Raw genomic sequence first — 26,781 nt, forward strand, 5'->3', positions numbered from 1 at the left:
TTTGATTCTTATTCCCAGAACTTCCACCATTTCTTATCTTTTGCAACAGCTACGTCTCGAAAGCTTGTTAACAAATTCTGAAAAGCAGCTTCTCTTTGTGTGATTTCATGTCGGAATAATTCCCGTTCTTTGCCGCGGTCACCACGATCCTTTTCAATCGCTTCTGACAGGCTAGTAATTTCTGTATTTGTGATATCTACATAATGAGCTAGTTCCTCGGTGGATTCCGATAATTGCTTAGATAGCGAATAAATATCTTCAGAGGTTTCTTGAGAGGCATTGACAATACTTTTTGATAAATAAAGCAGCCTTTCCGTTGTCTGCTCTGCATTTTTGTCTAAATGAACCGAAAGTTCTCCTAACATGGCTTTTGTAGTGACGGTAGATTGATTAATGGATTCGGACAGTGATTTTACAGTGAAGGCGGCTCCATTTACAATTTCCTTTTTAACTTCATCAACTACCTCTTTGCGAAGGACATTTCGTATTTCTTCTTTTACTTCATTTAAAAAGGTTTGCTTATAGGTATCCATGGCAATGAAAAATTCATTTGCGTTTTTTATTGCAACTTCCTTTTCAAATACCGGGGAAACAAAGGTTAATTCCTGCGAATTGGATTTGGTATTTGCCTCTTTAAAATCAGAAAATTCGTCTTCTTGTTCAAGTTGTTCTTCTTCCAAATCAGAAAGCTCTTCTTCCAATTCGAGAAGCTCTTCTTCATATTCAAAAAGTTCTTCTTCGAGTTCTGGACCACCTTGCAACGTTTGTAAAATCGTTGCGGTACTGAGTTTGTTTTCGTACATTTGCTTAATTTCTAAAAGTAACTCTATTTCTACTTGTGAATATATTCTTGCCCCTTGTTTTGTTCGAGGAATATAAAGATATTCGTCAAGTTCCTTTTCCCATTTTCTCAGTGTAGCGGGTGTGATATTTATTTTTTTAGAAACTTCTTTTAATGTGAAAGTTTTCATCGTGTTCCAACCCCTTCTATCTAAGTTACGGTAAAACATCTTTAGATAGTAAATTCTCTACAGAGCACCCGATTTTCCTGCAGGGTGACAAAAGCTATCAAAACAAGACGGATATCACGAAATAACAACAAATTCATGCAAAAAAGGATGTAATCGGAATCCGAGAGATAAATTATTCTAGTTGAGGAATACTAGTGGGAAATAAATCGATGAAAAGGTGAGGCCGATGTTTAGGAGTTTATTGATCATTCTGCTTATGGTGTTCCTCCCAGCCCATGTTCAAGCAAAGCAGAAGGTGCCAATTTTAATTTACCACTCAATTGATGAATATAAGGGACTAGGCTCAAAGGAATTATATGTAACACCTGAAAATTTCGAAAAACAAATGACCTTTTTGAAAAAACAAGGATATACGTTATTAACATTTGAAAGATGGCAGGATATGAACAAAATTAACAAACCGATTTTTATTACCTTTGATGATGGGTATAAAAATAATCGAAATGCTTTTGAGATCCTTCAAAAGTTAACAGATGATCACTTTAAACCGACGGCAACTTTCTTCGTTATCTCTGATTTTGTCGGTCAAAGGAATCGCTTGTCCCAATCTGAATTAAAAAAGATGGCCGCCACTGGTGTGATTTCTGTTCAGTCCCACACAGCTACTCACCCAGATTTGACAAAAACAGCGGCTCTTCAAATTGAATTACAGGGCTCGAAGGAGAAAATAGAAAAAATGACAGGAAAACCTGTAATAGCACTGGCTTATCCCTATGGAAATTTTAATGAAAATGTTGCGAAAGAAGCGAAAAAGTATTATTCATTTGGTGTAACAACAACACCAGAAATGTATACAAAAAAAGGAATAAAAGACGAATACTTTTATTTGCCACGACTTTATGTAAAGTATTCGACTACTCTTGAGGAGTTTGCAAATTTGATTTCACATTGAACGTTCTAGCTATGCACCAGTAGTAGGTATACTAAGCGACGAGATTTCGATGTTTCATGAGCAATCAATCGCAAAGTCATAGTTTTTACTTGAATTTGGACATTAAACGCCCAATTTAAGTGAAAATCACTCTTTACAACCAATCGGGTTGAGGATAGAATTAGCGTCAGAATCAAAAGTACAATTAAATATTCGGCCTAAACCCATTATCTAGGGTACGGAGGAACCAATTAAGTGGGGTTAATTCTACAATGTAGAAAGGATGAGATTTTCTTTCGCCATCCTACCCGTCAGCTAACTTCGTCGGCTAATGCGAAGGAGGTCATAGACCGCCAAGTACAGGGCCTTTTTGTTTTTTAACATAAAGTTGCTTGAATACTATTGCTGGTCTTTTATTATGCCTATTTATAGGGAACAGGTGAAGAAAATGACATTAAAAGATTATTTAACAAAACTAAAAATTGGTTTGCCAAAAACAATGGTGCATTTGGATAAGCAAGTATACACAGCCGGAAGTATTATTAACGGTACGATTGAGATAACAGGTGGACTGCTTAAAAATAAAATAAAGCGATACGATATTGATCTTGTTGGTATTGATTCACAGGCATTCGTGGAAGAAACGTTTAATAGTCATTCAGTTTTCTGTTCTCTTGAATCCATTCCCAACCAAACGGGTAAGATTACTTTCTTAATCGATGTACCTAACGAAATTCAACATAGTCAAAACAACTTTCAGTATTCCTTAATGATCAATATCGATTTAGGAAATTCAAATAATATTACACAAAATGTACCTATTAAAATTGGTGCAGTTTCATAGAATGTATCTATTAAACTAGTTTTCTATGTAAATCCGAATTTATACCTATTTTTTGATATAGTATTGTAAACACCTAGAAATTAATATGTAAACAATTACCGCTATAATAAAGTTACATAAGACTTTAATAGGGCGGGTGCAATAATGGAAGCAACAATGGTTAAATCCTATCTGCAAAAATCACTAGAAGAGTGGAAGGATGACATTTCAGTAGTTCTTACAGAAATTGATAAAGAATATGAAGAAGTGGCACAGGAATTAAAGGTATATTCGTACAAATATGGAATTACCAAGCAAGTCATTCAATCGACTGTGAATGAGGAAATTATTGAAAACATACGCCAAAGGTATCATAAACCTTTCGAAGAAAGTTATAATCAATTAAAAGAATATATTAAAGAATTAGAAGAAAAACAACGAGTTTTTCAAATGTTCGTTCAAAAAATCGATGAAGTCAATCGAAAAGAATCTACAAAAAATACAATGTAATAAGTATAAAAATGCTTGGTCATCATATGATCAGGCTTTTTTTATTAGGCTGTGTTAAAGGTAAATGTTGATTTCACTCATATTGAAAAATAGGCGGAGAAATTCCCATATTTCCCTTAAAATAAGCGGAGTTTTTCCGGTTATACGTTCCAAAACGATGGCTTTTGTCTTATTGTGAACAGTTAGTCGGAATATCTCCGCTTATATTTGTTCCTTAAGCCTCCACTATCGACATTAGCCGGAAATTCTCCGCTTAAAACTTTTTCTACACGAAAATCAACAATGAATAATAACAAAGCCTTTCATTAAATAAGAATTGTCGGCAAGCGAATGTCCCTTTGCATATAGTAATTAGTAGGATTAGATGGAGAGGTGTTGAAGTATGATTACGGCAAGGATCGGGAGCAAATGGTATCGGCTGCCGGAAAATCTTGAGGAATATTTTCAAAAGTTTCGGTCTCAAATCATCGGCATCCATCAAGAATTTGAAGCCCCATTTGGAAAAAAAACAATTATTTATGGTGATTGGACTGCAAGTGGAAGATTATTTCGTCCAATCGAGCAAAAAATTTCAGAGATATTTGGGCCATTTATGGCAAATACTCATACTGAATCAAACATTACGAGTTTAATGATGACTGGAATCTATAATCAATCAAGAAAAATCATCAAGGACCATGTAAATGCCAGTGAGGACGACGCCATCATTCTTGACGGTTTTGGGATGACGTCGGTAATGAATAAATTACAGAGGTTACTGGGGCTAAGAGTCCCCGAGCAGTGGAAAGACAGTATAAAAATCGCTGAAAGGGAAAGGCCCATAGTGTTTCTTACACATATGGAACATCATTCTAATCAAACTTCTTGGCTTGAGACAGTGGCAGATGTTGAGATCATTAAGCCCGATTCCTTTGGAAATGTCGATGTGAATCATCTTGAACATCTACTTTCCAACTATCGAGATAGACTTGTTAAGATTGGCTCTTTTACCGCATGCTCGAACGTGACGGGAATACAGACCCCTTATCATCAATTGGCAAAAATCATGCATAAACATGGCGGACTTTGCTTTGTTGATTTTGCTGCCTCTGCACCATATGTGAAAATTGATATGCACCCTGAAGACCCTCTGGAAAAACTAGATGCAATTTCTTTTTCACCACATAAGTTTTTAGGCGGACCTGGCACAAGTGGTGTCTTAATTTTTGATAAAAGAATTTATGCTAACAAAGTGCCGGATCATCCTGGAGGAGGCACGGTTACTTGGACAAATCCCTGGGGCGGATACAAATACATTAATGACATTGAAAATCGGGAGGACGGAGGAACGCCTGGGATCCTTCAAGCAATCCGTGGAGCATTATGTATCAAATTAAAGGAACAAATGGGTGTTGAAAATATTTTAGCCAGAGAAAAGGAACAGCTAGAGCTTCTGCTGACTGGATTAGAAAGTATTCCTAATCTACATTTATTAGAAGGTCATCATAAAAATCGATTGGGCATTGTTTCTTTTTATATGGAGGATATTCACTACAATTTAGTCGTTCGTTTGTTAAATGACCGGTTTGGATTTCAAGTTCGTGGAGGCTGTTCGTGTGCAGGGACCTACGGGCATTATTTATTACAAATTGACCAAAATAAATCGAAGCTAATTGCCGGAAAAATTGATGAAGGGGATTTATCAACAAAACCAGGGTGGGTCCGGTTTTCTTTACATCCCACGATGACGAATGCAGAAATTTTGTTATTTATAGAGGCAATAAAAGAGATAACTAGAAATAGAGAGGAATGGAAAAAGGATTATATCTATGATTCAGCCAGTAATGATTATTTCTATAATCAATACGTTCGGGCGGATATGTCGGCTTTGTTTACTCTGGAGGAAGAATAGGATTTAGGCAACGCTAAATAGATCCCAACATATGCTAGTTAAAAAAGGTGGGATATCATGATTCATATCATAAAGCCTGGTGAGACACTTCATCAGCTTTCATTAGATTATCGGGTAAGCCTAGAGAGGATCTATGCCGCAAATCCAGGAGTCAATCACCAGCAACTATACGTAGGACAAAGAATTCAAATCCCTGGGCTGCCAGATCCAACTACCATTCCATATTCGATACAAATCTCCGTAGGTAAGCGAAGACTTTCGTTATTCAGGAATGGAAAGTTTGAAAAGATCTATCCGATTGCTGTTGGGAAGATGCTCACAAGTACTCCAAATGGAGATTTTGTAATTGTTAACCGCCAAATGAACCCCGGGGGACCGTTTGGTGTGTTGTGGCTCTCATTATCAAAACAAGGCTATGGTATCCATGGGACAAATGATCCGAGTTCGATTGGAAAAGCAGTTTCCCATGGTTGTGTTCGCATGCAAAACAGGGATGTTCTTCAACTAGCTGGTATGGTACCGAATGGGACTAGGGTAAGTATTCGACCATAGTAAAAATGAAAAGGCCGATTTCAGCGAGAATTGGCCGTTTTTATTTTTCTTTAACAAAAAATGAAACAAACAGCTATAATGAATCGTATATACGGAATGAAGAGTTAAGTCGTATGAATTAAGGAGGGTTGCTTGAATGTGGGGACTTTTAATTGTACATGTAAGCTTAATATTGATATTTCTTCTCCTAGGTTGGGCAATTAGGAATAAGGAAGGATATTGGCTTATCTCAGGTTTCGCAAATCGGCCGAAGGAAGAACAAGAGCAGTTAATTAGCAACGGATATCCTCAAAAGGTCGGTGGTTTGCTGATTTTAACGTCTGTCGGCATGTTGATTCTACTCCCGCTTATGTTTACCTCGTTTAAATATGCGACAGAAGTTCAATTTGGCTTTATGACAATATTTTTAATGGCTGGCATTATTTATTTAACAAAATATGAAGTTCCTAAGAAACGCAAACGAGGTTATATCATTAGTATTTCCTTATTTATTCTCATTATTGGCGGAATAGGCGTTGCTTCTTATTTTAGTTATCAGGGGTACGAGCTAGTAACGAAGAAGGACAGCTTCGAGATTACCGGGATGTATGGTGATGAATGGGCATATGAGGATATTGCTTCAATAGAATTAATGGATAATTTACCAGAGGTTACGGTAAGAACAAATGGCGTGGGTCTCCCAACCCTTTCAAAAGGACATTTTAAAGTGACTGGATATGGAAGCAGCCTACTTTTTATTCAGAAAGGTTCTTCACCCTATATATATATTGAAATGAAAGATAAGAAGATTTTTATTAATGATAAAGACCCGGAGCTGACAAGGCTTTGGTATCAGCAACTAACAGAGAAAAAGTGATAATATTGATTTTAACACAAAAGGTCACCGTCCCATGGAACGATGACCTTTTGACTTTATTATTTGAGAAGGAAGTTCGCACCGGCCAGATCAGATTGGCCTTTGTAGGTTGCATAGGCATAGACGTTGTAGTAATTTCCAGCAGGAAGCTTAAATCCATTTGGAATACCGTTAACATCGACAGCAATTTTCCCATCCCAAGCAAACGTAGTGTATCCTGGTGCAACATCCTCGTAAACGGCAATGTCACCTAAATACCCAAGTGGTGCTCCAGCTTCATTTGATAGATAGACGAAAAGCTCCACTGATTCTGCTCCACCAGGAAATAATCCTTCAATCTCGAATTGCCCATTGCCAAGTTGATTCACTCCAACATATTCAGCACGAGGATAATCAGGCTCTTGGACGAACAAAATAGTCGGTACATCGAATGTTGCTGTTCCATCACTAATCGTAATTGTTCCTTCATAATAGCCTTGTGCTAGTTTACCTGCGTCAACTTGAACATTCAAATTAACACTTTGAGATTTACCAGCATTTACTTTTAAGTTGTTGCTAGTAGATACTTTTATTGCATTTGAGTTTCCACCCATGTTCACTTTGAAACTATAAGTCTTGTTTTCTTTAGATAGGTTTTTAATTGTAAACTGCTGCTTTTCCACCTGTTTGCCTTTAATCTTAAAGAAGGTTCCAAAAGAATGGCTTCCAGGTGCAGCAAGAGTTTTCGTTGTAATGGCATCTAATACACGAATACTTCCAGCACCTTGAGTGTTGTGTGGATAGACATTGCCTTTAGCATCTTTGAGTTCTTCTGCTGTATTCATTAATGCAGCTTTGACATTCTGAACATCCCAATCAGGGTGGGCTTGTAAGAGTAAAGCTGCTGTACCGGCAACATGTGGTGAAGCCATACTTGTTCCTTGGTAGGATGCATATCCATATGGATTCGCTGGGTCATGTGTTGGAACAGTACTCGTAATGTTGACACCAGGCGCTGAAACATCTGGCTTGATCATCCATGTTGAGTTTACAGGACCACGAGAAGAGAAGTCAGCCATCGTTTCTCCTACTTCACTAGCCTTATTTATATTAAAAGTTACTTTGTTGTTACCTTTTGCTAATTCAGCTAATAATTTTTGACCATCTTCTTGGGTTGTTCTAATGGTTGGTATTACTGTACCTGGCACCATGACAATTTCACCCGCGACATTATTATAGATAATCGCCGCAACTGCACCAGCTGCTTTTGCTGCTATAGCTTTATCGACGAAGGCAATACCAGCACCACGGCTGATCAAAGCGACTTTATTCTTTAAATCTTTACCAACAAAGTCAGCAGGGGAGCCGAAGCCAACATTGACAAACTCTAACTCTTTACCATTTAGATCCGTTAGAGATTTATCATTTGGGAAGCCCATTACTTTTGCAGAAGAGTAGCTAACGCCTCCTGTAGTTGTAATAGAAGATTTATATTCATTGTATGGAAGCTGTGTCGCACCAACAGAGATTGCATCACGAGAAGTTCCAGGTGATCCAACAGTCCAGCTAGCAGGGCCGCTGTTACCGTTTGATGTTACTGCAACAACACCTTCAGCCATTGCCCAGTCTAATGCGATGCTTGTTGCATAATCAGGATCATTTAACGAGTTTCCTAAAGAAAGGTTCATAACATCTGCGCCATCTTGAACAGCTCTTTCAATACCAGCAATTACGTTTTCAGTTGTTCCGCTACCGCCAGGACCTAATACGCGGTATGCTAGTAGCTTCGCATCGGGAGCAACTCCCTTAATTGTTCCATTAGCTGCAACTGTACCTGAAACATGAGTACCATGGGCAGTTTCTTCTCCGCGTGGATCACCCTTTGGTGTTTCTTGTGGATCATTATCGTTATCAACGAAATCGTATCCTTTATAGTCACCAAATGCATGTTTTAAATCCGGATGAGTGTAATCAGCGCCAGTATCAATAACCGCAACCGTTACTCCTTTACCCGTAAAGCCAGCATCCCAAGCTTTATTTGCACCGATATGTGGAGCACTTGCAAACATATTCGGACTGTACTCGTCTTTAGAAAGTAATTCACCCTTACTTACACTGGTTACTTTGTATGTAACATCCGGATAGACCGCTTTTACTCCTGGCACAGCTAATAGTGCAGGGACTTCATTAGCAGGCAATTCTACTGCAAAGCCAGAAAAAACATAGTCATATTCACGATTTACTTTTGCGCTTTTAACAGCGTTACTAACATCTGCTTTGACTTGATTACGTTTCTTAGATAAATTTGCTTTTGTTTGATTTTTTCCTTTATGTTTCGCTTCCACAAGCGAGGGCTCATCAAGCTCCACAATGACACTAGTCGTTTTGGAAGAGGAGAAATTAATATTGCCAACTAAGTTAGCAAGGTCCACAGCAGGTTTACTTTCAGCTTTATTGGCAGCACTAGCACCTGCCCCCATTGACGATAAAAATAATAAAAATACAAGTGTTACAAGAAAAAATCTACTATACTTTTTGGTCATTTACAGATCAAACTCCTTTTCATCATAAAGTGCGTTGAAAACAAGTATCCCTCCTAAGTAGTCGCACAGCACTAAAAAAGTATTGAACATTATAAATATTCTTTTAATATAGGATTTTTTCCTTGAGACTTTCATACGATTAAATAGAGGGAAATCTTCATAATACGACAAAATCCGCTATGACTTTCGTTGTAGTCTGGCTTTAAGTACACGGCAGCATGGTCTTTTTGAACCAAATTTTTTGGATGAGGGGAAAAAGTTGGAATGAAAAGGGGAGGATTCCAAATACTACTCTTAAAACTAATCTTGAAATGGGTATGTGTATGAAGAATCCAAAACATAATAAAATTCCTTTTATCATATTATTAGTGATCCATGTTTGTTTACTTGGGTACTCATTTTATAAAACAAAAAATAAAAAGCAATTGTTCATCCTGTTAATGTCAAATGTTGCATTAGCCTACTTACTGGAATTTTTTGTATTAAACCTTTATAAAGCATATAAATATAAGCCGAGAGTGCTGAAAAAGAAATATTTTGATAACACATTAGGAGCAATTTTATCCCAGACTATTTTTGTACCATTTACAGCCGTTTTCTTAACATCACGAAAAATCGGTTGGATCGGAAAGATACTAGGTGGAGTATATTTTTCATTAGTGGAAATCGTATTTTTGCGGTTAAAAGTATATAAACATCATTGGTGGAAAACGGTCTATACCTTAGTTTTGATTCCATTTTACTTTAAAATAAGTGATTGGTGGAATTGCTTATTAACTAAACAAATTTCGCTAATTCGGTTTATATCGCTTTTCTTCATGATAATGGTGACGGAGGCTAATTTAATATTTGTATTTGCTACGCTAAGGAAGATTCGGTTCGGTGTTGGAAGAGTTCATTCATTGAATGAGCATTTTATCGTTGTACCGCTGTATGCCATCCTCTATTCACTATTTTCCAGTTTGTCTTTTTTGAAAGAGAATAATTGGATTTCAAAACGAAGGCTACTGATATTTTCCGTTATATTCGAACATTTTTTTAATAAAGTAAAACTGGTAAAGGAAAAATTTTATTTTGTAGATTATCTTACTGTAAGAGTTTTAACGACTCTTTTATATGGTCTATACAGAGATTGGGTTTACGGAAAAAATAATGAGGTTAAAGGAACAGATTCTGAGGAGTATGGAGTAAAATAATTTTTTAGACATAAAAAAAACGCCTTAATGGCGATGGCTTATTATTGTAATCAAAAAGAAATCATGATAAAATAAGGTTTGGTCTAGCGGGATATATTAGATAAATATTAAATATCCTATAATAACAATATCACAAAAGATGTATGGTTGTCAAATATAAAAGACCAAAATTTTTCTGGAGAGTGGTTATATGAGTAATTTACAGAACAAGGACTTGCAATTAGAGCAAGAACGAGTAAATTTTGTTATAAAGGAAATTGAAAAGAAAAAGGTAAAACTCCAGAAAAATACTGGCGGCGTCAGTTCTGACGTACTTGAGCTTAGAAAATCCTTTTGGGAAGATGTCACCGTCAATATGGATGAACCAGACGACGTTATTGAAACAGCAGCAAGTATCAAACAACAGGCAGAATTGTTATCCGAACGTGAACGAACATTTAAACAAATGGATAAACAGATTAGAATACTGGAACGATTAAAATATTCTCCTTATTTTGGGCGGATTGACTTCTTTGAAAAAGGCGAGGCAAATGTCGACCATGTTTATCTCGGAATTGCTTCATTTATGGATGAACAGGATGAAAATTTTTTAATATACGATTGGCGGGCACCGATCTCTAGCTTGTATTATGATTTTGCTCCGGGTCCGGCTGCCTATAACACGCTCGACGGGGAAATTGCCGGGCAAATGGAATTAAAACGTCAATTTATCATTCGATCATCTGAAATTAAAGCGATGTTCGATACTGGAGTTACTATCGGTGATGAAATGCTCCAGGAGGTACTAGGAAATAATGCAAATGCCCAAATGAAAAGCATCGTAGCAACGATTCAACGTGAACAAAATCAAATTATCCGAAACGAACGCAGCAAACTGCTCATTGTTCAAGGTGTGGCAGGCAGCGGGAAAACATCTGCAGCCCTCCAGCGAGTTGCCTATTTGCTTTATCGGTATCGGGATACCTTGAAGTCGGAAAATATCATGCTGTTTTCTCCGAACCCGCTCTTTAACTCCTATGTATCGACGGTACTCCCTGAACTAGGGGAGGAGAATATGGAACAGGCCACCTTTATGGAATATATCAATCACCATATTGGAAAAGAATTTGATGTCGAAGATCCTTTTGATCAAATGGAGTTTTTACTGAATTATGAGGAAAGTCATGACTACGATACAAGGGTTAAAGGGATTCGGTATAAAGCAAGTCTTGAGTTTAAAGATCTTATTGAGCAGTATGCAAAAGATCTATCAAAGAAAGGTCTGCTTTTTAAAGATTTGGTGTTCCGAGGCGAAATAATCATTTCTAAGCTAGAAATCAGTGAGTACTTTTATTCATTGGATTCAAGCTATACTATCCCGAATCGTATGGAGACGGTCAGGGCTTGGCTGTTAAGGGAGTTAAAAAGGAAAGTCAAACAGGAACGCTCAAAGGGCTGGGTAGAGGAAGCGGTTCAATATCTTGAAAAAGATGACTTTCAAGAGGTATACCAGGAATTGCAAGATAGAAACCGGTATAACGATAATAGCTTTGATGATTTTGAGCAGGAGCAAAAGTTTTTAGCTGAACGTGTCGTGAAGGAAAAATTCAAACCGTTATTTTCTAGAGTGAAGAAATTAAATTTTATCGATATGATGGGCTTATATAACCAATTATTTAAAAGTGGTGCTAGTAAAAAAGAAATCCATCTTGATGAATGGACACAAATTTGTTTACAGACGATAGATAGATTAGCAAACAATCAAATTTTCTACGAGGATGCAACACCATTTGTCTACTTACAAGATTTGATCAAAGGCAGAAAGTCATCAACAGGTATTCGTCATATTTTTATTGATGAAGCACAGGACTATACACCCTTTCAGTTTTCGTTTATACAAAAGCTTTTCCCTTATAGCAAGATGACACTTCTAGGAGATTTCAATCAAGCAATCTTTTCAGGTGCGACAGGATCAGCATCTGTACTAGTAGATTATCAAGTAAGCGGGGAAGAAGTCGAAAAAATTACTTTGACAAAAACGTATCGTTCCACTAAAGAAATTGTTGATTTCACCAGCAGTTTAGTGGCAGGTGGTGAGGAGATCGAACCATTTAATCGCCACGGGAGAAAACCATCCATAAAATTCGCAAAAGCTACTGAACTAAATGGCTTGATTCAGGATAAAATAAATGAATTTTTAGTAGAAGGCCATCGGACCATAGCGGTTATTTGTCGTACGGCAGCAGAGAGTAAAAGGTTATATGAAAAACTGAAAGAAGAGGTGCCACTCCATTTAATTGAGAAGGCTACCATTGCATATGAAAAAGGAATATTGGTGATTCCATCCTATTTAGCAAAAGGAATCGAATTTGACGCAGTGATTATCTATGATAGTTCTCCGTATAGGAATGAAAGTGAGCGGAAATTATTCTATACGGTCTGTACACGTGCGATGCATAGGCTCCACATGTTTGCAACCAATGAAATAAGTCCTTTGATGAACGAGACACATGAGAATTTATATGAAATAGAATAAAAAAACAGCGTCCAAAATTGGGCGCTGTTTTAGCGTTGCTCGTAATTTTTCCATTGCTGTTGTACTTGTTCAAACGCAACGCGGTAAATTTCTTCTTCGGATGTGTTCGGATTTGCAATGACATTTGTTAAATAGCTTTTTCCTTCAAACGTAACCGTTACATTAATTTGTACCATAAAAATCACCTTTCTTTGATATAATAATTTTATTGTTTGGACAGGAGGAGAAATAGTCTGTGAATTTTGAAGAGATCACAAAAGAAACGCTATATATTGCGCTTGAAATAATAAATTCAAATCCAACTTATAATGTTTTTGAAAATGGTAATGCCAAAAGGGTCCATGCAGATATGGAAGAGGTGTTTCTAAAACCTATAACAACTAGTGTATTTATCAAGCTGGATGATACCTATATTGGGGTTATGGATTACTTGTTGGAAAATCCGAAAGATCAATGCCCATGGCTGGGACTTTTAATGATCCATGCTGATTACCAAGGGTTTGGTTTTGGTACACAGGCATATTCACTTTTTGAAAGTGAAATGCGTGAACGAAGTCTAGGATGTATTCGCATAGGAGTGATTGAAGAAAATGTAAAAGTTAAGAATTTTTGGGAATCTTTAGGATTTCTTTCTATTAAAACAGGTTTAAGTGAAAATGGCAAGGAAATTTTCGTTTATGAAAAAAAACTTCCCGAAGGAAGCTAAACCTCAAGTAACAAAAATTCTTCGGCAAATTTCTGAACCTTGAGTTTGTCGAGGTTATTTTTTCTTACAGTTGCTTCTGCCAGGATAATATGTGCTTGGATGACGGTATTTCTCTTTAATTCTCGAATAGATACGTCGCCATTTAGTAATTGAATGGCCTTTTCTCTGATGTCTTGACGGTTAGAAGAATGATACAGTAGGTAAGCAATGCAAGTAACTTTATCCACAATTAACACTCCTTCTTCAAGAATCGAACATTTCCTAATCAATTCGACTCGCCTTATCAATAATCCTGCCAATATTCTGAAAAATCTTACAGAATACAGGAAAAATTGTTGAATATTGCTTATTTGTTGTTAGTTTTATATAATATTGAAGGGATAAGGAACAAGATACTATGGAAACTTACCTTCTTCGTCCCATGTGGCGGGAGGATTTTTATTTTTACATAAGAGTTGGAGGTTTAAAAGAATATGAAACAATCCCTAATTAAGGATTTGTACAGAAATACGGAAAGCTACATAGATCAGAAGGTTCAATTATCAGGGTGGATCCGCACCGTTCGCGATTCAAAAACCTTTGGTTTCATTGAATTAAACGATGGCAGCTTTTTTAAAGGTGTGCAGATTGTATTTGACGAGCAATTGGATAATTTTAAAGAGATTGCAAGGCTCCCACTTAGTTCATCCATTAAGGTAGAAGGAGATTTTATCCATACACCGCAAGCAAAACAGCCATTTGAAATCAAAGCGACTACTATTGAGATTGCAGGACTGTCAACGATTGACTATCCTTTGCAAAAGAAAAAACACTCATTTGAATATTTACGAACAATTGCCCATTTAAGACCGCGCACCAACACTTTTTCAGCTGTCTTTCGCATTCGGTCATTGGCATCTTATGCGATTCACAAATTTTTTCAAGACAAGGGGTTTGTTTACGTCCATTCTCCGATCATCACAGGCAGTGATACCGAAGGCGCAGGTGAAATGTTCCGAGTTACCACGCTTGATATTGACAATCCTGCTAAAAATGATGAGGGTAAAACTGATTTGACAAAGGATTTCTTCAACAAAGAAACCAACCTGACTGTTAGTGGACAACTATCCGCAGAAGCATTTGCATTAGCGTTCCGTAATGTTTATACATTTGGACCGACTTTTAGAGCGGAGAACTCAAATACAGCTAGACACGCAGCTGAATTCTGGATGATTGAACCGGAATTAGCATTTGCAGAGCTTCCGGATATCATGGACCTTGCTGAGGATATGGTTAAGTATGTAATTGGCTATGTTCTTGAACAAGCTCCTGAAGAAATGAACTTCTTTAACAGCTTTATTGAAAAAGGGCTATTAGATCGCCTTAATTCTGCACATACGTCTGATTTCGGCCGCGTAACGTATACAGAAGCTATTGAAATCTTAAAAGAATCAGGCGAAAACTTTGGTTATCCTGTTGAATGGGGTCTTGACCTACAAACAGAGCATGAGCGTTACCTATGTGAAAAAGTGTTCAAAAAGCCTGTGTTTGTAACGGATTATCCAAAAGAAATAAAAGCATTTTATATGAGATTAAATGAGGATAATAAGACAGTTGCAGCAACAGACTTATTGGTACCAGGTATTGGGGAATTAATTGGTGGAAGTCAGCGTGAAGAGCGTGAAGACATTCTAGCTGGAAAAATTAACGATCTTGGTATGAACGAAGAAGACTACTGGTGGTATCTAGAGCTACGAAAATATGGCGGCACCAAACACGCAGGCTATGGGTTAGGTTTTGAGCGGTTAATTATGTATCTTACTGGAATGTCTAACATTAGAGATGTTATTCCGTTTCCAAGGACAACTGGAAGCGCAGAATTTTAATATAAAGGCTGTTTTAAAGGATATTGTTGATTTTAAAACCTGTTGATTTGAGCGGAAGGCGCTCGACTCCTGCGGGAGGACGGGGCTGGGGAGACCCCGCAGGCGCTTCAGCGCCGAGGAGGCTCCCCGGACCGCCCGCGGAAAGCGTAGCGCCTGGAGCTCGAATCAACAGTCCAGTTTAACACAGCCAATATAAAAGAAGACCAATCCACTGGATTTGGTCTTTTTTATTAATTAATTTTGAAATTCTTCTTCGAAAAAAAATGTTCCGGGATGCTCCTTAACGATGTAAGAGTACCTTTTCATGTTTTTAACATATTGCCATTTTAAAATGGTAACTTCTTCGCCAGTGTCCTTTAGTTTCACGGTTTGCCCGCTATTGAATCTGTTATTTGAATTTCTCAAATTAAACACCCCTTTTTCTCATCAATTTAATTATAGCACATATTTAGTTTAGCCGCATGTTACGAACAATTTTAAGGTTTTTTACTGGTAAATGAATGTAAAAAAGTGGTAGATGTGCATTTATTTTTCCATTGTGTTACACTAATGGAAAAGCGAGGTGTCATTTTGACTAATTATAAAGCGAAAAAAAGTAACCTCAAAGCCTTATTAACTAAGAACAGCATGAATCTTAAAGGCCTAGAAAAGAATACAAACATCCCTTTAGAACAGCTTAACGGCTACATTTCTAAGAAAGTGATGAATCTAAGTACAGCAATGACGATTTCAAAAGAGTTAAATTGCACAATCGAGGATTTGTACGATTGGGAACTAGAAAAGAAAGTAAAAATAACATGAATGTAAGTCACTAGGACTATTTCGAGACCACTGAAAAACGACTCCTAAAATTCAATAAATGAAACATAATATGCGATGAAGAATATAAATCCCCCAAATTTGGAATTGACAAAAAGCCAAACCAAATGGGGGATTTTCTCATGTTTAAAGACAAAGATATTCAACACAAGAAGTGACCATACTTGAACATTTTTTTGGTAGATATTAGGAAGAAATGATAGACGAGCACTTGCTTAATTTTTCTTTCTCTGGTATGATTAGGTAGAATTATTTTTGTTCGATAGTAAAGGGAAGAATAGTTATGCTTTTCGCCTGGATCACAAAGAGCAAGAATAGTAATACAATGTGTGGATATCACACTAGGAGGCAACAAATATGGAAAACGGTAAAGTAAAATGGTTTAATGCAGAAAAAGGTTTCGGATTCATCGAGCGCGAAGGTGGAGAAGATGTATTCGTACACTTTTCAGCAATCCAAGGCGAAGGCTTTAAAACTCTTGAAGAAGGTCAAGCTGTAACTTTTGATGTTGAAAAAGGCGCTCGTGGACCTCAAGCAGCTAACGTACACAAAGCATAATCACATAGCGTGCCCGAAAACAGACCCAATTGGGTCTGTTTTTTTTTTCAAAAAGGAAGTACGACAAAACAATTTATGTGGTGAATTTTTTGAAGTATGCTTTATTTTTAAATGACTAATAATTCGAAAATTTGTTACAATAGAAAAAGTATCCATTGATGGTTTTCGTTGGATGAATTTTTAGAAAAAAGGGGTAATATGAAAAATGCGTCCAATAATCCTTGGCATTCTGGCAGCATTCTTTTTTGCTTTTACATTTATCATGAACCGATCCATGGAGTTGGATGGAGGCAGCTGGATATGGAGTGCATCACTTCGCTATTTCTTTATGATCCCTTTTCTGTTGCTCCTTGTTTTATGGCGAAAAAATTTAAGGCCATTGATGGCAGAAATGAAAAAAGATCCTAGAGCCTGGTTTGTATGGAGCTTTATAGGTTTTGGACTATTTTACGGTCCGCTTTGTTTTTCAGCAGCCTATGCACCAGGTTGGTTAATCGCATCCACTTGGCAAGTTACGATTATTTCCGGTTCTTTATTGGCTCCGCTTTTTTTTGAAACCGTAATAACTAAAATGGGGCCAGTACAGGTGAAAGGAAAAGTTCCTATCAAGGGAATGGCTATGTCAATGATTATTTTGCTGGGGATTATGTTTATTCAGATAGAACATGCAGGTATGCTTTCACTCAAAGAAGTAATGTTAGGCGTGGTCCCTGTAATCATTGCTTCCTTTGCTTACCCTTTAGGAAATAGGAAAATGATGGATGTCTGTGGGGGAAGACTGGATGTTTTTCAACGCGTTTTAGGAATGACGATTGCAAGCATGCCATTGTGGATTGTTCTAGCTATTTATGGCTTATTCACCGCTGGATCTCCAAGTATCGGACAATCTGTTCAATCGGGACTCGTAGCGATCACTTCAGGGGTAATTGCGACAATTTTATTTTTTCAAGCGACCGATCTGGTGCGGGGGAATATGCAAAAATTAGGAGCCGTTGAAGCTACGCAGTCACTAGAAGTCTTATTTGTTGTATCTGGAGAGCTTCTGTTTTTGAAAGCCGCATTTCCAACAGTTATTTCATGGGCAGGAATGTTCCTTGTAATGGCGGGGATGGTCCTACATAGCTTTGTGTCGCATAAAGGCGATGCACTTAACAAGAAAAATGTAAGTGCATAGATTCATGAAGGACATTTCGGGGTAGGAGAGTAGGAGAAATGTCTTTCATCCTGGTTATGAAGGACAATTTGTGGTAGGAGAGTAGGAAAAATATCTTTCATCCTGGTTATGAAGGACATTTCGGGGTAGGAAAGCATGAGAAATGTCTTTCATCCTGGTTATGAAGTACATTTCGGGGTAGGAAAGCAGGAGAAATGTCTTTCATCCAGCTTATGAAGGACAATTCGGGGTAGGGAAGCATGAGGAATGTCTTTCATCCTGGTTATGAAGGACAAACCTCGGTAGCAGATCAAGAGTTTTGTCCTTCATCATGTTCAATTGCTCAAATATGGGGTCAATTTATCGATTGCATCCTGAACTATTTTTGCATTTTTCTTATACATGTCTTTTGCTTGTTCGTCTTGGGTTTCAAGAGAAAAAATCTCTAAATCTGCCTGCGTTTTTTTTAGCGTCGCCAATAAAAGCGGGCGCTGGGAAGGTAAGGGAACTTGGATTTTATCATCATAAAGATCTAACGTTAATTCTCCATATGAATCCACTTGACCTATAAACACATTATCAAGAGTAACCTCAAGCTTTTCCAATTCCGTGCTAAGCCAACCTCTACTCTTGCCGGCAGACCGTAACGCCTCATCCATGATGCTACCATCCATGATCACGGTCTGTGGTTCTTTTTCCGCCGGCATTTTCATATTCAAATCTTTAGGAGTTAATGGGCGATTTTCCCTCTTTAATAATGCACTTACCGTTCCACTTGGTTCTAGTATTGCAAATTCAACATCAGAGAGCCGAAAAATATCTTTTTGGCGAAGAAGTGAAGATAATTCGTCAATGGTGTATTTTTCTTTTTTTAGATTTTCCTCTAATACCTTACCTTCTTTGATAAAGACAGTCGCTCTTCCTTCAACAATGTCCCGTAACGATTTACTTTTTAATGTTAAAATGTCAGCTAAAAGGGTAACAAAGCCAAAAATGAGAATGGCCATAATCCCATGAAACATATTTTTTTCAAGACCTGTTATTGCTACTCCGGCAACACTGCCGATAGTAATCCCAGATACATATTCAAAGAAAGAAAGCTCAGAGATTTGCTTCTTTCCCAGTATTTTCGTAATAAAAAATAAAAGTGCTAAGAAGACAAAGGAACGAATAAGGACATCAAGCGAGTCTACCATATTTTCTCACCTCAATTCAGGAACTTTTATACTGTGGCTCAAGGCGTTCAAGTTCTAAAACACGTTTCTGCAAATCCTTTTTAACATCAACAATGGTTAACATTGTTTGGTGGAATACGTCTTTTGCTCCTTCATCTACAGAATTAAGTGCAAGTGACGATAATTGTGCCTCAATTCCTTTTATTGATGAAAGGCATTGTTTTACACTAGCAGCAATAGTCATGAATGATCTTCCTTCCCTAAATGGATATTGTAATGAAATCGAACTAGGTTGGCAGATGTGCCAACCTAGTTATATTATTGATTATTGATTGTATTGAGGCTCTTCGGCTACTATTTCTTGAAGTCGTGGTTCAAGACTATCTAAGACGGTTTGAGTTTGTTGAGCCGCATCCTGATAGAGCTTTTTAGCATTTTGATTATCAGTTGCCAGCGCAAAGGTTTCAAAACTAGCTTGTGCACTTTTTAAGCCTGCTAATGCTTGTTTCACTTGTGTTCCAACTGTCATGGATTTACTCCTTCTTTCTGTTAAAAATGCATTACAGAACTAATATGTGAAGAAACGAAAAAATTATGTTTGGAAGAAGATGTTAGTTAGGATATAAAAAACTCCCCAAAGGGAGTTTTGCGTTACCGGTACATCGTCCACATACCAATGTCTTTAAAACCAAGTCGTTTATAGATACGGCCAGCTTCTGGATTATCAAAAAATAGGCAAAGGACTTTACATTCATTTAAGACATCACTGATAAGATTTTGCATAATGGTTGTTGCTAAGCCTTTTCGACGAAATTCTTTTCTGGTACAGACACCAACAATCATAGCAGACATGGAATTTTCTGCTGCAGTTGATACACAAGCGGTCATTAAGCCATTTTCTTCAGTGAAATATGTTCTTGCTGTCTTGGACATCATGGATGTAAGTAACATTTCGCGCGCATCATCTCTGATATGAAATTCGTCAATGGATCTGCGAAGGGATAAAATTCGGTCAATATCAGCAATGTCAGCCTTTTTAATGTCCAAGTTAGAACGATCAAGGTAATTGGTATTCGTACATTCAGCAAAAAAGGTTTCTTGTTTTTTACCTAGATGCAGCTCTTTATAAGGTTCAAATTTCTCGACGATTTCTGTTTTTCCAGATAACAGGTGAGGCTCTGGAAATGAAGATATAATCGAGACAAAGTCCGAAACATTAAAATCTCCTTTTGCATAAGGAATAAACGACTGATAGAACCTGAGAAGAACGGCAATTATTTCTCCTTGTTCATCAAATTCTGCCCAAATATCTTGAAAATCAGTATCGTAGCCAAACGCTTCTAAGTCCCCGATGATAAATAAATTAATGGAAGGTTCAGCACGTAAAAAGGATAGAACCCGTTCATGGTCAAGTTTCGTTAGTTTCCTCATGAAATTACTCTCCTCCTGTGCTTATAAAAGCTTAAATAAATCATAACAAAATGACAATCAAAAAAACTAATAGTTTAATATAATATAGGAATTTTTAATAGTCTAGTAATTTTGAAAAGTTCACCAATTCGTCACAACACTCTGTGTTAAGGAACGTTTATGGTGATATACTATAAGTGTAAAAGATAAATAAAAAAATTAACTTCTTAGGAGACTCAACCATCCGTGTTCGTTCCGTTTGTGAACGACTAGTAAAGGTTTTGCCTTTGTCATATTTGGCAGGTGGAGCGATGTATCTTGCGTTGGAAGGGTGTAAGACCTAACAAAGCTTTCTTTTTAGTGATAGAGGAAATCACTTCATTCAAATGAAAGGGACAAAAGTTATTGGGAATTGGGAGTAAAGCAAAATTTATCTACCTATGTAAAAAGTACGTAGATAAATTCCTCAAACCAAATGGTCCTTCTTAAAATTATTATGGAAGCTTCCATTAGTGAAGAAACCTAAAGTAATGAAGAAAAGAAGAATCATAAAACCAATAACGAAACAAATAGAAGAAAGTCACTATTTGCTCCTGAAAATTTGAATAAAGATGCTCACCTAAAAAGGTATGCTTCGTTTACAGATAACAATATCTGATAAATGAATAATCTTTATCGTTATTCTTATCAAACCTGAAACCAATACAAATCATACATTGCCAAGAAGCTGATCCAAATAAAAGGATTTGAGTCCATCGGTAATCTATCGGTAAATTTGTTTCTTTAAAGGGATTTGAATTCCATTAATTCTATGTGAATTAATTCCTTCAACGGAACAACACCCATTGGCTAACTGTTTTATCCTTCCAATCATTCATAAAAAATGACTGAAAAGAAGTGGAAAAAACTAATGTGGCTAATGTAATGGTTGGGTCCCCTAAGAGGTTAAAATCCCAAGAAGCTGTCTCTAATTTGAGGCGGCTTCTTTTTATTTTTAGGCTGTGGTAAAGGTAAATGTTGATTTAATAACTATGTTGATTTTTGCGGAAGGCGCGAGACTCCTGCAGGAGGACGGGACAGGGGAGACCCCGCAGGCGCTTTAGCGCCGAGGAGGCTTCCAAAACCGCCTGCGGAAAGCGAAGCGCCTGGAGCACAAATCAACAGCCTAGTTTAACACAGCCTATTTTCGCGAAAGTAGTACTATTTAGGAAACTTGTGAAATAAGATGCATAAAAATTCAAAATACTATAAATTTCCTGTTATAATAAATGTAAAACAGATAATGAAAGGGGCAAGATAATGTCAGGAATTCCAAATATGGGATTAAATAAAAAACAGAATGTGGTTTTAGAGAAAGTTCAACACAGAGGATTACCAACTAGTAAAATTATTCAAAGAATTATGCTCATTACCTTAGGCGCTACCTTAATGGCTGTAGGATTAGAAATTTTTCTTGTACCCAATCATGTTATTGATGGCGGGATTGTAGGAATATCGATTATACTTTCATATCTAACAGGTTGGAAATTAGGAATTTTTATCTTTATTCTTAATATCCCTTTTTTCTTTATCGGTTACAAACAAATTGGAAAAACCTTCGCATTATCCACTCTTTATGGAATTATCATTCTGTCGATTGGTACCGCCGTACTTCATCCAGTACCTGCATTTACCCAAGATATTTTACTTGCAACCGTTTTTGGGGGCATTGTACTCGGTATTGGTGTCGGAATGGTTATCCGTTACGGTGGTTCTTTGGATGGCACAGAAATTCTTGCCATCCTATTTAATAAGAAACTTCCATTTTCTGTTGGTGAAATTATTATGTTTTTTAATTTATTTATCCTCGGAAGTGCAGGTTTTGTTTTCTCTTGGGACCGAGCCATGTATTCTCTAATAGCGTATTTTGTTGCGTATAAAACCATTGATATTACCATTACAGGTCTTGATGAATCTAAGTCAGTATGGATTATTAGTGACAATTCACAGGAAATTGGCGAAGCGATCATGCATCGGCTTGGTCGTGGTGTTACGTATATAAATGGAGAAGGAGCTTACTCTGGTGATCAAAAGAAAGTAATATTTTGTGTCATCAATCGTCTTGAAGAAGCAAAGCTGAAGGAAATTGTAACAGAAAGTGACAAAAATGCATTCTTGGCCGTTGCCGACATTGCTGAGGTACGGGGAGGAAGATTTAAGAAAAGGGACATCCATTAAAAGCTTGCCATTAGGCGGCTTTTTTATATTGCATCATTAATATTAAAGTGATATCATTGTGATAACAAAAAGATATTATTTTTCAAGGGAGTGATTGAATTGAAGGAAAAAGAGATGTTTAAAATTAATGGATTCTTGGGTGTTATCGTTTTTCTTATATTTGCAGTAATAACCGTATTTAGTGTTAGGCAATTTATACTGAGTGAGAATTTATTAATGCTAGTTGGCACTATACTATCCCTTTTAGTAGCGGTACTCCTACTCTCTGGTTTTACCATTATTCAACCCAATCAAGCAAAGGTTTTTACCCTGTTTGGGAGCTATTTGGGGGTAATCAAGCATGAGGGTTTTTGGTTATCAGTCCCTTTAACAATAAGAAAAAACGTTTCTCTTAGAGTAATTAATTTCAATAGTGATAAGTTAAAGGTAAATGATTTGGAAGGAAATCCAATTGAAATTGCAGCAGTAGTGGTTTATAAGGTGTTTGACTCCGCAAAAGCTGTTTTTGACGTAGAGGATTATAAAGAATTCGTGCATACACAAAGCGAAACAGGACTGCGTCATATTGCCAGTCAATATCCTTATGACAATTTTAACAATGATTATGAGATCTCTTTGCGTCAGCATTCTGATGAAGTCGGTGATGAATTAACAAAGGATCTCCAACAAAGACTGGTGCTTGCAGGTGTGGAAATCATTGAAGCAAGAATTATGCATTTAGCTTATTCGAGCGAAATCGCTCATGCAATGTTGCAAAGACAACAGGCTAAAGCAGTGTTGGCGGCTAGAAAAGTAATTGTTGAGGGTGCTGTTTCTATGGTTAAATCTGCGATTGACCAATTAAGCACAGAAGGAATTGTCGAGCTTGACGAAGAAAAGAAAGCTCAAATGGTAAATAATTTAATGGTAGCTTTGGTATCAGATAAGGGAAGCCAACCGATCATCAATACAGGAAGTATCCATTAAGGTTGTGATGTAAGTGGCTGAGAAAAAAAGATTTTTACTGCGCGTTGACCAAGAAATCTATGACTCAATTGAGAAATGGGCCGAAGATGAATTCCGCAGTGTAAATGCGCAGATAGAAATAATTATTAAAAAGGCTTTAAAAGATTCAGGGAGACTAAAAAAATCTAAAAAACCCGGCAGGAAAGATGAGGAATAATTTTTACCAAGCAGTTATTTTGTTAGGTGATAGAAAATTGAAAAAAACTACGCGTTTCCTGTCGACAAGTGAAGAAACTGACCGCATCAAGCTCATCTTTTGTCGTTGTATGCGCTTACCTAGGGAATAATTCTACTTGCTTCTTCAATATTTCCCAAAAAGAGATGTTAGATATTTTCCTAGCATCTCTTTTTTATTTTCTCTTTTCTAGTATAGCAGTTCGAATACTTCATTTAATTCATGTGCTCTTTTTTCATCTTGTTCTTCTTTAGCATAATTAATTTCATTAGGGAGAATTTTATTCAAAAAGTTGATCTCTTTCTGGTTTAAATGCCGGACAAAGTCACCCTCTGACGTAAAATTTCCTTCCGATAACTTGTGATATATTTGCCTGCCCTCATTATGCCCGTCATTGTAATTTGATAAGATTTCACGTAAGTATCCCAATGTTTTATCCATGTATTTAACCCACCTTTCATTTTTTTATCATTTGAAGAAATATTATTTCTATACCTTCATGATAAAAGGGACTCACTTTTTTAATATTGAGCAGAATATAGAAGAAGTAATTTATAAAGCGAAGAATTAATCACAAAAAGGAGGGCTGCTTGATCAACCATATGGTGAAGGTTTTACCTAATTTTTTTACCATTGGAAATTTATTAGCTGGAGTTTTTTCTATTACTTTCAATATGAATGGATATATGCAAATGGCGTCGATGTTTATTTTCTTATCGGTGATATTTGATTTGTTTGATGGTCGACTGGCGAGGAAGTTGAAGGTGAACAGTGAATTTGGAGTTGAACTTGATTCATTAGCAGACATCGTCAGTCTTGGTGTTGCCCCAGCCCTTCTATTTTACTCATTAGAACCTCCATCACTCCTAACAACCTTCGCATTTATGTTATTTCCGACAACAGGTGCGTTGCGGTTGGCGAAATTTAATGTCAAACCAACTAGAGGCTTTTATATGGGACTGCCGATCACAGCTGCGGGGCTAATAATGGCTTGTATGACGATATTTCTGTATAGCAATGCTTTGATTACCATATTATTGTCGATTCTAATGGTAAGCCCCATTCGAATAAAGAAGCTATAAAAATGAATGGGTACTTATTGATTCTGATTTTGTAAACTAATTACTATTTACCTGATGTTTCCCAAACATATTCTTCGCTTATATGTAAAGATTAAGCTAATGGAAGGGTTGATTTCCCTTGCCATTTCATGTTAGATGAAGGAGCGCTTTGGATGAATAATAGGATGAATCCGTTATACAATCTGTTTGGTAAGAAACGAAAGAGTAGAGGAACCATGTGGGCATCTATTCTTGGACTTGGAATAAGTGCCGCCGTTTTCGGAATAACAAGAGGAAAGCGAAAATATAATACACAACCGTTTCAAAATCTACTCCATAGCTTCAAACCCATGACTAACGTAAATCAAATGAATAACGTAGCACTTACAGAGTTTTCTGAAGAGCTATTGGCGAGCGCATTAGAAAATGATAAAAAACACTAAAGAAAGTCCGCATTTTTAAATGCGGACTTTCTCATAATGGTGGGAAGGGGACTTTCTTAGGCTGATATTCAATGACATCGGAAGAAAAAAGCTTAATGACCAAGAGATTTCCCATTGTTCTAGCTTGGATGATGATCGGTTGATTATAGATATTTTTAAATTCAAAGTCGGGTCCATACCAGCTTACGGTTGCATCACGTCCTGGTGGAATATACGATACATGTCTGCTGTGGGAAAAACGCTGGACAATTTTTAGTCCGGCACTATCGACGGCATTGAACAAGGTTGATGAAACCTGACAAATACCACCGCCAATGTCTTCAGCATATTCTCCCCTCACAATCACTTTTGCCTTTTCATAACCCTTTTCGACCGTTCTCTTACCCACTACACGATTAAAAGAAAATGTTTCTCCAGGAAAGACGACATGATTATTGATCGCTTTCACTGCCAATTCAATATTGGTAGAGCGGTTATTGTTTCTAGGATTGAAAGAAGTTATGTAGCGGCCAATTCGAACGCTGCGAATATCGGATAGTAATTCACTATCTATTTTAGGATATACCGGGTAAATGGGAATTTCTATAGTAGCATATCTATTTTCAAAAAAATAGGAATAGAATCTCTCGGTAAATCCCTGACGATTAAACCTTAGTCCGACTTGCTCGGGAATAATATTCTCATACTGATCCAATTTTGCATCGATGGGTTCTACTGAAAACTGTTTATCGAATCGGTCTAACAGACGATCATATTTTTTGGTATCCAAGATTATATAGTTTGGGTCACCGATAGAATATTCATCTTTATTGATAATGGAAATAGGTTTTCCTTCCTTTGTAATTTCCACGCCGGGATGAGGGATTGCTTGGTGAATCAAAAATAATCCAGTAAATAACCATGTTAAAGACATAACCTACAAACCTCCTCACAATAATTTGAGGCAAACTCTGTTTTTTTATGTAAAAGGAGGTTAATTTATTAATCCATTAACAATTAATTAGAAGGAGTGTAACTGTGGAAAATATGTATCCTTCTTTATTTAGCTTTTATTGTTAAAAGGGGAGAATAATAGTATATAATCAAGTAATAACACGAATTAAGCAAAGTGCTAGCAGTATGCTATACAAAAGATAGGAGTGTCCCTTTTGGCTGAAAATGGAAGGATTCAATTAAATGTAAGGATTACAAAAGACACATCAGATAAACTAGACGAGATTGTTGAGTACTATCAAGAAAACCTTAAATTAGGTCGGGTATATAAAGGTGATGTTCTTACCGATATTATCGAAAAATCATTTGAAGTAATGAATAAACAAAAAAGGGGAATAAAGAGATATTAATATTTTTCTGTCTAGCATTCATTCATAATATGTAGAAATAAAATTTGAATTGCTAAAGATGGAGTATTAACAAACTATGAACAA

General features: G+C 36.8%; 30 protein-coding genes, 1 pseudogene and 1 riboswitch. Of the genes and pseudogenes, 19 read left to right on the forward strand and 12 right to left on the reverse strand.

All coding sequences use genetic code 11. The features are described 5' to 3' along the window. Nucleotides 1-8: 8 nt before the first annotated feature. Nucleotides 9-971, reverse strand: coding sequence for a MerR family transcriptional regulator (locus BLR86_RS23040; RefSeq protein ID WP_175493026.1), 963 nt, complete (start codon nucleotides 969-971; stop codon nucleotides 9-11). Between the two features lie 226 nt (nucleotides 972-1,197). Between BLR86_RS23040 and BLR86_RS23045 the strand changes: the two genes are divergently transcribed. The 6 genes from BLR86_RS23045 (at nucleotide 1,198) to BLR86_RS23070 (ending at nucleotide 6,534) form a co-directional block, all read left to right on the forward strand. Then, nucleotides 1,198-1,923, forward strand: a complete 726-nt coding sequence (locus BLR86_RS23045; protein ID WP_090767377.1) for a polysaccharide deacetylase family protein — start codon at nucleotides 1,198-1,200, stop codon at nucleotides 1,921-1,923. 184 nt (nucleotides 1,924-2,107) lie between these two features. Then, nucleotides 2,108-2,247, forward strand: a riboswitch (cyclic di-AMP (ydaO/yuaA leader). A 103-nt stretch (nucleotides 2,248-2,350) separates the two neighbouring features. After that, a complete protein-coding gene (locus BLR86_RS23050) occupies nucleotides 2,351-2,746 on the forward strand; it encodes a sporulation protein (protein ID WP_090767378.1) in 396 nt (131 codons plus the stop codon). Between the two features lie 144 nt (nucleotides 2,747-2,890). Beyond that, nucleotides 2,891-3,235 carry a hypothetical protein gene (locus BLR86_RS23055; protein WP_090767383.1) on the forward strand — a complete coding sequence of 115 codons (345 nt, stop codon included), beginning with the start codon at nucleotides 2,891-2,893 and terminating at the stop codon, nucleotides 3,233-3,235. Between the two features lie 382 nt (nucleotides 3,236-3,617). Then, a complete protein-coding gene (locus tag BLR86_RS23060) occupies nucleotides 3,618-5,126 on the forward strand; it encodes an aminotransferase class V-fold PLP-dependent enzyme (protein ID WP_090767385.1) in 1,509 nt (502 codons plus the stop codon). A gap of 54 nt (nucleotides 5,127-5,180) precedes the next feature. Next, nucleotides 5,181-5,678 (forward strand): L,D-transpeptidase family protein, encoded by a 498-nt coding sequence (locus tag BLR86_RS23065; protein ID WP_175493031.1) that lies wholly within the window; start codon nucleotides 5,181-5,183, stop codon nucleotides 5,676-5,678. A gap of 136 nt (nucleotides 5,679-5,814) precedes the next feature. Beyond that, entirely contained in the window at nucleotides 5,815-6,534 is a 720-nt protein-coding gene (locus BLR86_RS23070) for a DUF3784 domain-containing protein (RefSeq protein WP_090767391.1), read from the forward strand. Nucleotides 6,535-6,593: 59 nt separating this feature from the next. Here BLR86_RS23070 and BLR86_RS23075 read toward each other — a convergent pair whose 3' ends face one another. Together BLR86_RS23075 and BLR86_RS26900 are read right to left on the reverse strand one after the other, a co-directional pair. Then, on the reverse strand, nucleotides 6,594-8,582 hold the full coding sequence (locus tag BLR86_RS23075; RefSeq protein WP_302847251.1) for a S8 family serine peptidase: 1,989 nt from the start codon (nucleotides 8,580-8,582) through the stop codon (nucleotides 6,594-6,596). A 63-nt stretch (nucleotides 8,583-8,645) separates the two neighbouring features. After that, nucleotides 8,646-9,056 (reverse strand): annotated as a pseudogene (locus tag BLR86_RS26900) (protease inhibitor I9 family protein); the annotation flags it as partial. Between the two features lie 311 nt (nucleotides 9,057-9,367). Here BLR86_RS26900 and BLR86_RS23080 point away from each other — a divergent pair. Together BLR86_RS23080 and helD are read left to right on the forward strand one after the other, a co-directional pair. Continuing rightward, nucleotides 9,368-10,252: a hypothetical protein gene (locus BLR86_RS23080; RefSeq protein ID WP_090767397.1), complete on the forward strand. Its 885-nt coding sequence runs from the start codon at nucleotides 9,368-9,370 to the stop codon at nucleotides 10,250-10,252. 190 nt (nucleotides 10,253-10,442) lie between these two features. Beyond that, nucleotides 10,443-12,767, forward strand: a complete 2,325-nt coding sequence (gene helD, locus BLR86_RS23085) for an RNA polymerase recycling motor HelD (protein ID WP_090767400.1) — start codon at nucleotides 10,443-10,445, stop codon at nucleotides 12,765-12,767. Nucleotides 12,768-12,796: 29 nt separating this feature from the next. Here helD and BLR86_RS23090 read toward each other — a convergent pair whose 3' ends face one another. Further along, the gene (locus BLR86_RS23090) at nucleotides 12,797-12,943 is read right to left on the reverse strand and encodes a BA3454 family stress response protein (protein ID WP_090767403.1); all 147 of its coding nucleotides are present in this window, start codon (nucleotides 12,941-12,943) and stop codon (nucleotides 12,797-12,799) included. A 59-nt stretch (nucleotides 12,944-13,002) separates the two neighbouring features. Here BLR86_RS23090 and BLR86_RS23095 point away from each other — a divergent pair, with 59 nt between their 5' ends. Beyond that, entirely contained in the window at nucleotides 13,003-13,473 is a 471-nt protein-coding gene (locus BLR86_RS23095; protein WP_090767407.1) for a GNAT family N-acetyltransferase, read from the forward strand. Here the strand turns inward: BLR86_RS23095 and BLR86_RS23100 are convergent. After that, complete coding sequence (locus tag BLR86_RS23100) at nucleotides 13,470-13,742, reverse strand: hypothetical protein (protein ID WP_139185714.1); 273 nt, start codon at nucleotides 13,740-13,742, stop codon at nucleotides 13,470-13,472. The two genes, BLR86_RS23095 and BLR86_RS23100, sit on opposite strands and share 4 nt — an antisense overlap. 204 nt (nucleotides 13,743-13,946) lie before the next feature. On the opposite strand from BLR86_RS23100, the gene asnS reads away from it, so the two are divergent. Continuing rightward, the gene (asnS, locus tag BLR86_RS23105) at nucleotides 13,947-15,338 is read left to right on the forward strand and encodes an asparagine--tRNA ligase (RefSeq protein WP_090767412.1); all 1,392 of its coding nucleotides are present in this window, start codon (nucleotides 13,947-13,949) and stop codon (nucleotides 15,336-15,338) included. A 234-nt stretch (nucleotides 15,339-15,572) separates the two neighbouring features. Here the strand turns inward: asnS and BLR86_RS26305 are convergent, their stop codons facing one another. Beyond that, complete coding sequence (locus tag BLR86_RS26305) at nucleotides 15,573-15,743, reverse strand: hypothetical protein (RefSeq protein ID WP_175493027.1); 171 nt, start codon at nucleotides 15,741-15,743, stop codon at nucleotides 15,573-15,575. Nucleotides 15,744-15,887: 144 nt separating this feature from the next. Here BLR86_RS26305 and BLR86_RS23110 point away from each other — a divergent pair, with 144 nt between their 5' ends. The 3 genes from BLR86_RS23110 to BLR86_RS23120 all read left to right on the forward strand — a co-directional run bounded on the left by BLR86_RS23110 (nucleotide 15,888) and on the right by BLR86_RS23120 (nucleotide 17,889). Further along, nucleotides 15,888-16,139, forward strand: a complete 252-nt coding sequence (locus BLR86_RS23110; RefSeq protein ID WP_139185716.1) for a helix-turn-helix domain-containing protein — start codon at nucleotides 15,888-15,890, stop codon at nucleotides 16,137-16,139. Between the two features lie 375 nt (nucleotides 16,140-16,514). Continuing rightward, nucleotides 16,515-16,715, forward strand: a complete 201-nt coding sequence (locus BLR86_RS23115) for a cold-shock protein (RefSeq protein WP_090767418.1) — start codon at nucleotides 16,515-16,517, stop codon at nucleotides 16,713-16,715. 205 nt (nucleotides 16,716-16,920) lie between these two features. After that, a complete protein-coding gene (locus BLR86_RS23120) occupies nucleotides 16,921-17,889 on the forward strand; it encodes a DMT family transporter (RefSeq protein ID WP_090767421.1) in 969 nt (322 codons plus the stop codon). A gap of 314 nt (nucleotides 17,890-18,203) precedes the next feature. On the opposite strand, the gene BLR86_RS23125 is transcribed toward BLR86_RS23120, so the two are convergent. From BLR86_RS23125 to BLR86_RS23140, 4 genes are all read right to left on the reverse strand, one after another. Continuing rightward, entirely contained in the window at nucleotides 18,204-19,064 is an 861-nt protein-coding gene (locus BLR86_RS23125; protein ID WP_090767424.1) for a DUF421 domain-containing protein, read from the reverse strand. Nucleotides 19,065-19,080: 16 nt separating this feature from the next. Beyond that, nucleotides 19,081-19,287: a DUF1657 domain-containing protein gene (locus tag BLR86_RS23130; protein WP_090767427.1), complete on the reverse strand. Its 207-nt coding sequence runs from the start codon at nucleotides 19,285-19,287 to the stop codon at nucleotides 19,081-19,083. 81 nt (nucleotides 19,288-19,368) lie between these two features. Continuing rightward, nucleotides 19,369-19,572, reverse strand: a complete 204-nt coding sequence (locus tag BLR86_RS23135; RefSeq protein ID WP_090767430.1) for a DUF1657 domain-containing protein — start codon at nucleotides 19,570-19,572, stop codon at nucleotides 19,369-19,371. A 122-nt stretch (nucleotides 19,573-19,694) separates the two neighbouring features. Further along, nucleotides 19,695-20,474, reverse strand: a complete 780-nt coding sequence (locus tag BLR86_RS23140; RefSeq protein ID WP_090767433.1) for a GNAT family N-acetyltransferase — start codon at nucleotides 20,472-20,474, stop codon at nucleotides 19,695-19,697. A 1,278-nt stretch (nucleotides 20,475-21,752) separates the two neighbouring features. Here BLR86_RS23140 and BLR86_RS23145 point away from each other — a divergent pair. The 3 genes from BLR86_RS23145 (at nucleotide 21,753) to BLR86_RS23155 (ending at nucleotide 23,832) form a co-directional block, all read left to right on the forward strand. Further along, nucleotides 21,753-22,670, forward strand: coding sequence for a YitT family protein (locus tag BLR86_RS23145; RefSeq protein WP_090767436.1), 918 nt, complete (start codon nucleotides 21,753-21,755; stop codon nucleotides 22,668-22,670). Nucleotides 22,671-22,769: 99 nt separating this feature from the next. Then, the gene (locus BLR86_RS23150) at nucleotides 22,770-23,636 is read left to right on the forward strand and encodes an SPFH domain-containing protein (RefSeq protein ID WP_090767439.1); all 867 of its coding nucleotides are present in this window, start codon (nucleotides 22,770-22,772) and stop codon (nucleotides 23,634-23,636) included. A 13-nt stretch (nucleotides 23,637-23,649) separates the two neighbouring features. Then, nucleotides 23,650-23,832, forward strand: a complete 183-nt coding sequence (locus BLR86_RS23155) for a type II toxin-antitoxin system antitoxin (RefSeq protein WP_090767441.1) — start codon at nucleotides 23,650-23,652, stop codon at nucleotides 23,830-23,832. Between the two features lie 207 nt (nucleotides 23,833-24,039). Here the strand turns inward: BLR86_RS23155 and BLR86_RS23160 are convergent, their stop codons facing one another. Next, nucleotides 24,040-24,291, reverse strand: coding sequence for a sigma-G-dependent sporulation-specific acid-soluble spore protein CsgA (locus BLR86_RS23160; protein WP_090767444.1), 252 nt, complete (start codon nucleotides 24,289-24,291; stop codon nucleotides 24,040-24,042). A 149-nt stretch (nucleotides 24,292-24,440) separates the two neighbouring features. On the opposite strand from BLR86_RS23160, the gene pssA reads away from it, so the two are divergent. Beyond that, a complete protein-coding gene (pssA, locus tag BLR86_RS23165; protein WP_090767446.1) occupies nucleotides 24,441-24,932 on the forward strand; it encodes a CDP-diacylglycerol--serine O-phosphatidyltransferase in 492 nt (163 codons plus the stop codon). 152 nt (nucleotides 24,933-25,084) lie between these two features. After that, complete coding sequence (locus tag BLR86_RS23170) at nucleotides 25,085-25,354, forward strand: hypothetical protein (protein ID WP_254782437.1); 270 nt, start codon at nucleotides 25,085-25,087, stop codon at nucleotides 25,352-25,354. Nucleotides 25,355-25,385: 31 nt separating this feature from the next. Here BLR86_RS23170 and BLR86_RS23175 read toward each other — a convergent pair whose 3' ends face one another. Continuing rightward, entirely contained in the window at nucleotides 25,386-26,267 is an 882-nt protein-coding gene (locus BLR86_RS23175; protein WP_090767451.1) for a VanW family protein, read from the reverse strand. A gap of 235 nt (nucleotides 26,268-26,502) precedes the next feature. Here BLR86_RS23175 and BLR86_RS23180 point away from each other — a divergent pair, with 235 nt between their 5' ends. After that, nucleotides 26,503-26,697, forward strand: coding sequence for a hypothetical protein (locus BLR86_RS23180; RefSeq protein ID WP_090767454.1), 195 nt, complete (start codon nucleotides 26,503-26,505; stop codon nucleotides 26,695-26,697). Nucleotides 26,698-26,781 lie beyond the last annotated feature (84 nt).

The sequence above is a fragment of the Bacillus sp. OK048 genome, assembly GCF_900103525.1.
GTDB lineage: Bacteria > Bacillota > Bacilli > Bacillales > Cytobacillaceae > Neobacillus.

What these genes read in the sequence shown, in the direction of transcription:
- BLR86_RS23040 (WP_175493026.1), bottom strand. Translation starts at nt 971, where the DNA reads ATGAAAACTTTCACATTAAAAGAAGTTTCTAAAAAAATAAATATCACA.
- BLR86_RS23045 (WP_090767377.1), top strand. Translation starts at nt 1,198, where the DNA reads ATGTTTAGGAGTTTATTGATCATTCTGCTTATGGTGTTCCTCCCAGCC.
- BLR86_RS23050 (WP_090767378.1), top strand. Translation starts at nt 2,351, where the DNA reads ATGACATTAAAAGATTATTTAACAAAACTAAAAATTGGTTTGCCAAAA.
- BLR86_RS23055 (WP_090767383.1), top strand. Translation starts at nt 2,891, where the DNA reads ATGGAAGCAACAATGGTTAAATCCTATCTGCAAAAATCACTAGAAGAG.
- BLR86_RS23060 (WP_090767385.1), top strand. Translation starts at nt 3,618, where the DNA reads ATGATTACGGCAAGGATCGGGAGCAAATGGTATCGGCTGCCGGAAAAT.
- BLR86_RS23070 (WP_090767391.1), top strand. Translation starts at nt 5,815, where the DNA reads ATGTGGGGACTTTTAATTGTACATGTAAGCTTAATATTGATATTTCTT.
- BLR86_RS23075 (WP_302847251.1), bottom strand. Translation starts at nt 8,582, where the DNA reads ATGTTTGCAAGTGCTCCACATATCGGTGCAAATAAAGCTTGGGATGCT.
- BLR86_RS23080 (WP_090767397.1), top strand. Translation starts at nt 9,368, where the DNA reads ATGGGTATGTGTATGAAGAATCCAAAACATAATAAAATTCCTTTTATC.
- helD (WP_090767400.1), top strand. Translation starts at nt 10,443, where the DNA reads ATGAGTAATTTACAGAACAAGGACTTGCAATTAGAGCAAGAACGAGTA.
- BLR86_RS23090 (WP_090767403.1), bottom strand. Translation starts at nt 12,943, where the DNA reads ATGGTACAAATTAATGTAACGGTTACGTTTGAAGGAAAAAGCTATTTA.
- asnS (WP_090767412.1), top strand. Translation starts at nt 13,947, where the DNA reads ATGAAACAATCCCTAATTAAGGATTTGTACAGAAATACGGAAAGCTAC.
- BLR86_RS23110 (WP_139185716.1), top strand. Translation starts at nt 15,888, where the DNA reads ATGGAAAAGCGAGGTGTCATTTTGACTAATTATAAAGCGAAAAAAAGT.
- BLR86_RS23115 (WP_090767418.1), top strand. Translation starts at nt 16,515, where the DNA reads ATGGAAAACGGTAAAGTAAAATGGTTTAATGCAGAAAAAGGTTTCGGA.
- BLR86_RS23120 (WP_090767421.1), top strand. Translation starts at nt 16,921, where the DNA reads ATGCGTCCAATAATCCTTGGCATTCTGGCAGCATTCTTTTTTGCTTTT.
- BLR86_RS23125 (WP_090767424.1), bottom strand. Translation starts at nt 19,064, where the DNA reads ATGGTAGACTCGCTTGATGTCCTTATTCGTTCCTTTGTCTTCTTAGCA.
- BLR86_RS23130 (WP_090767427.1), bottom strand. Translation starts at nt 19,287, where the DNA reads ATGACTATTGCTGCTAGTGTAAAACAATGCCTTTCATCAATAAAAGGA.
- BLR86_RS23135 (WP_090767430.1), bottom strand. Translation starts at nt 19,572, where the DNA reads ATGACAGTTGGAACACAAGTGAAACAAGCATTAGCAGGCTTAAAAAGT.
- BLR86_RS23140 (WP_090767433.1), bottom strand. Translation starts at nt 20,474, where the DNA reads ATGAGGAAACTAACGAAACTTGACCATGAACGGGTTCTATCCTTTTTA.
- BLR86_RS23145 (WP_090767436.1), top strand. Translation starts at nt 21,753, where the DNA reads ATGTCAGGAATTCCAAATATGGGATTAAATAAAAAACAGAATGTGGTT.
- BLR86_RS23160 (WP_090767444.1), bottom strand. Translation starts at nt 24,291, where the DNA reads ATGGATAAAACATTGGGATACTTACGTGAAATCTTATCAAATTACAAT.
- BLR86_RS23170 (WP_254782437.1), top strand. Translation starts at nt 25,085, where the DNA reads ATGAATAATAGGATGAATCCGTTATACAATCTGTTTGGTAAGAAACGA.
- BLR86_RS23175 (WP_090767451.1), bottom strand. Translation starts at nt 26,267, where the DNA reads ATGTCTTTAACATGGTTATTTACTGGATTATTTTTGATTCACCAAGCA.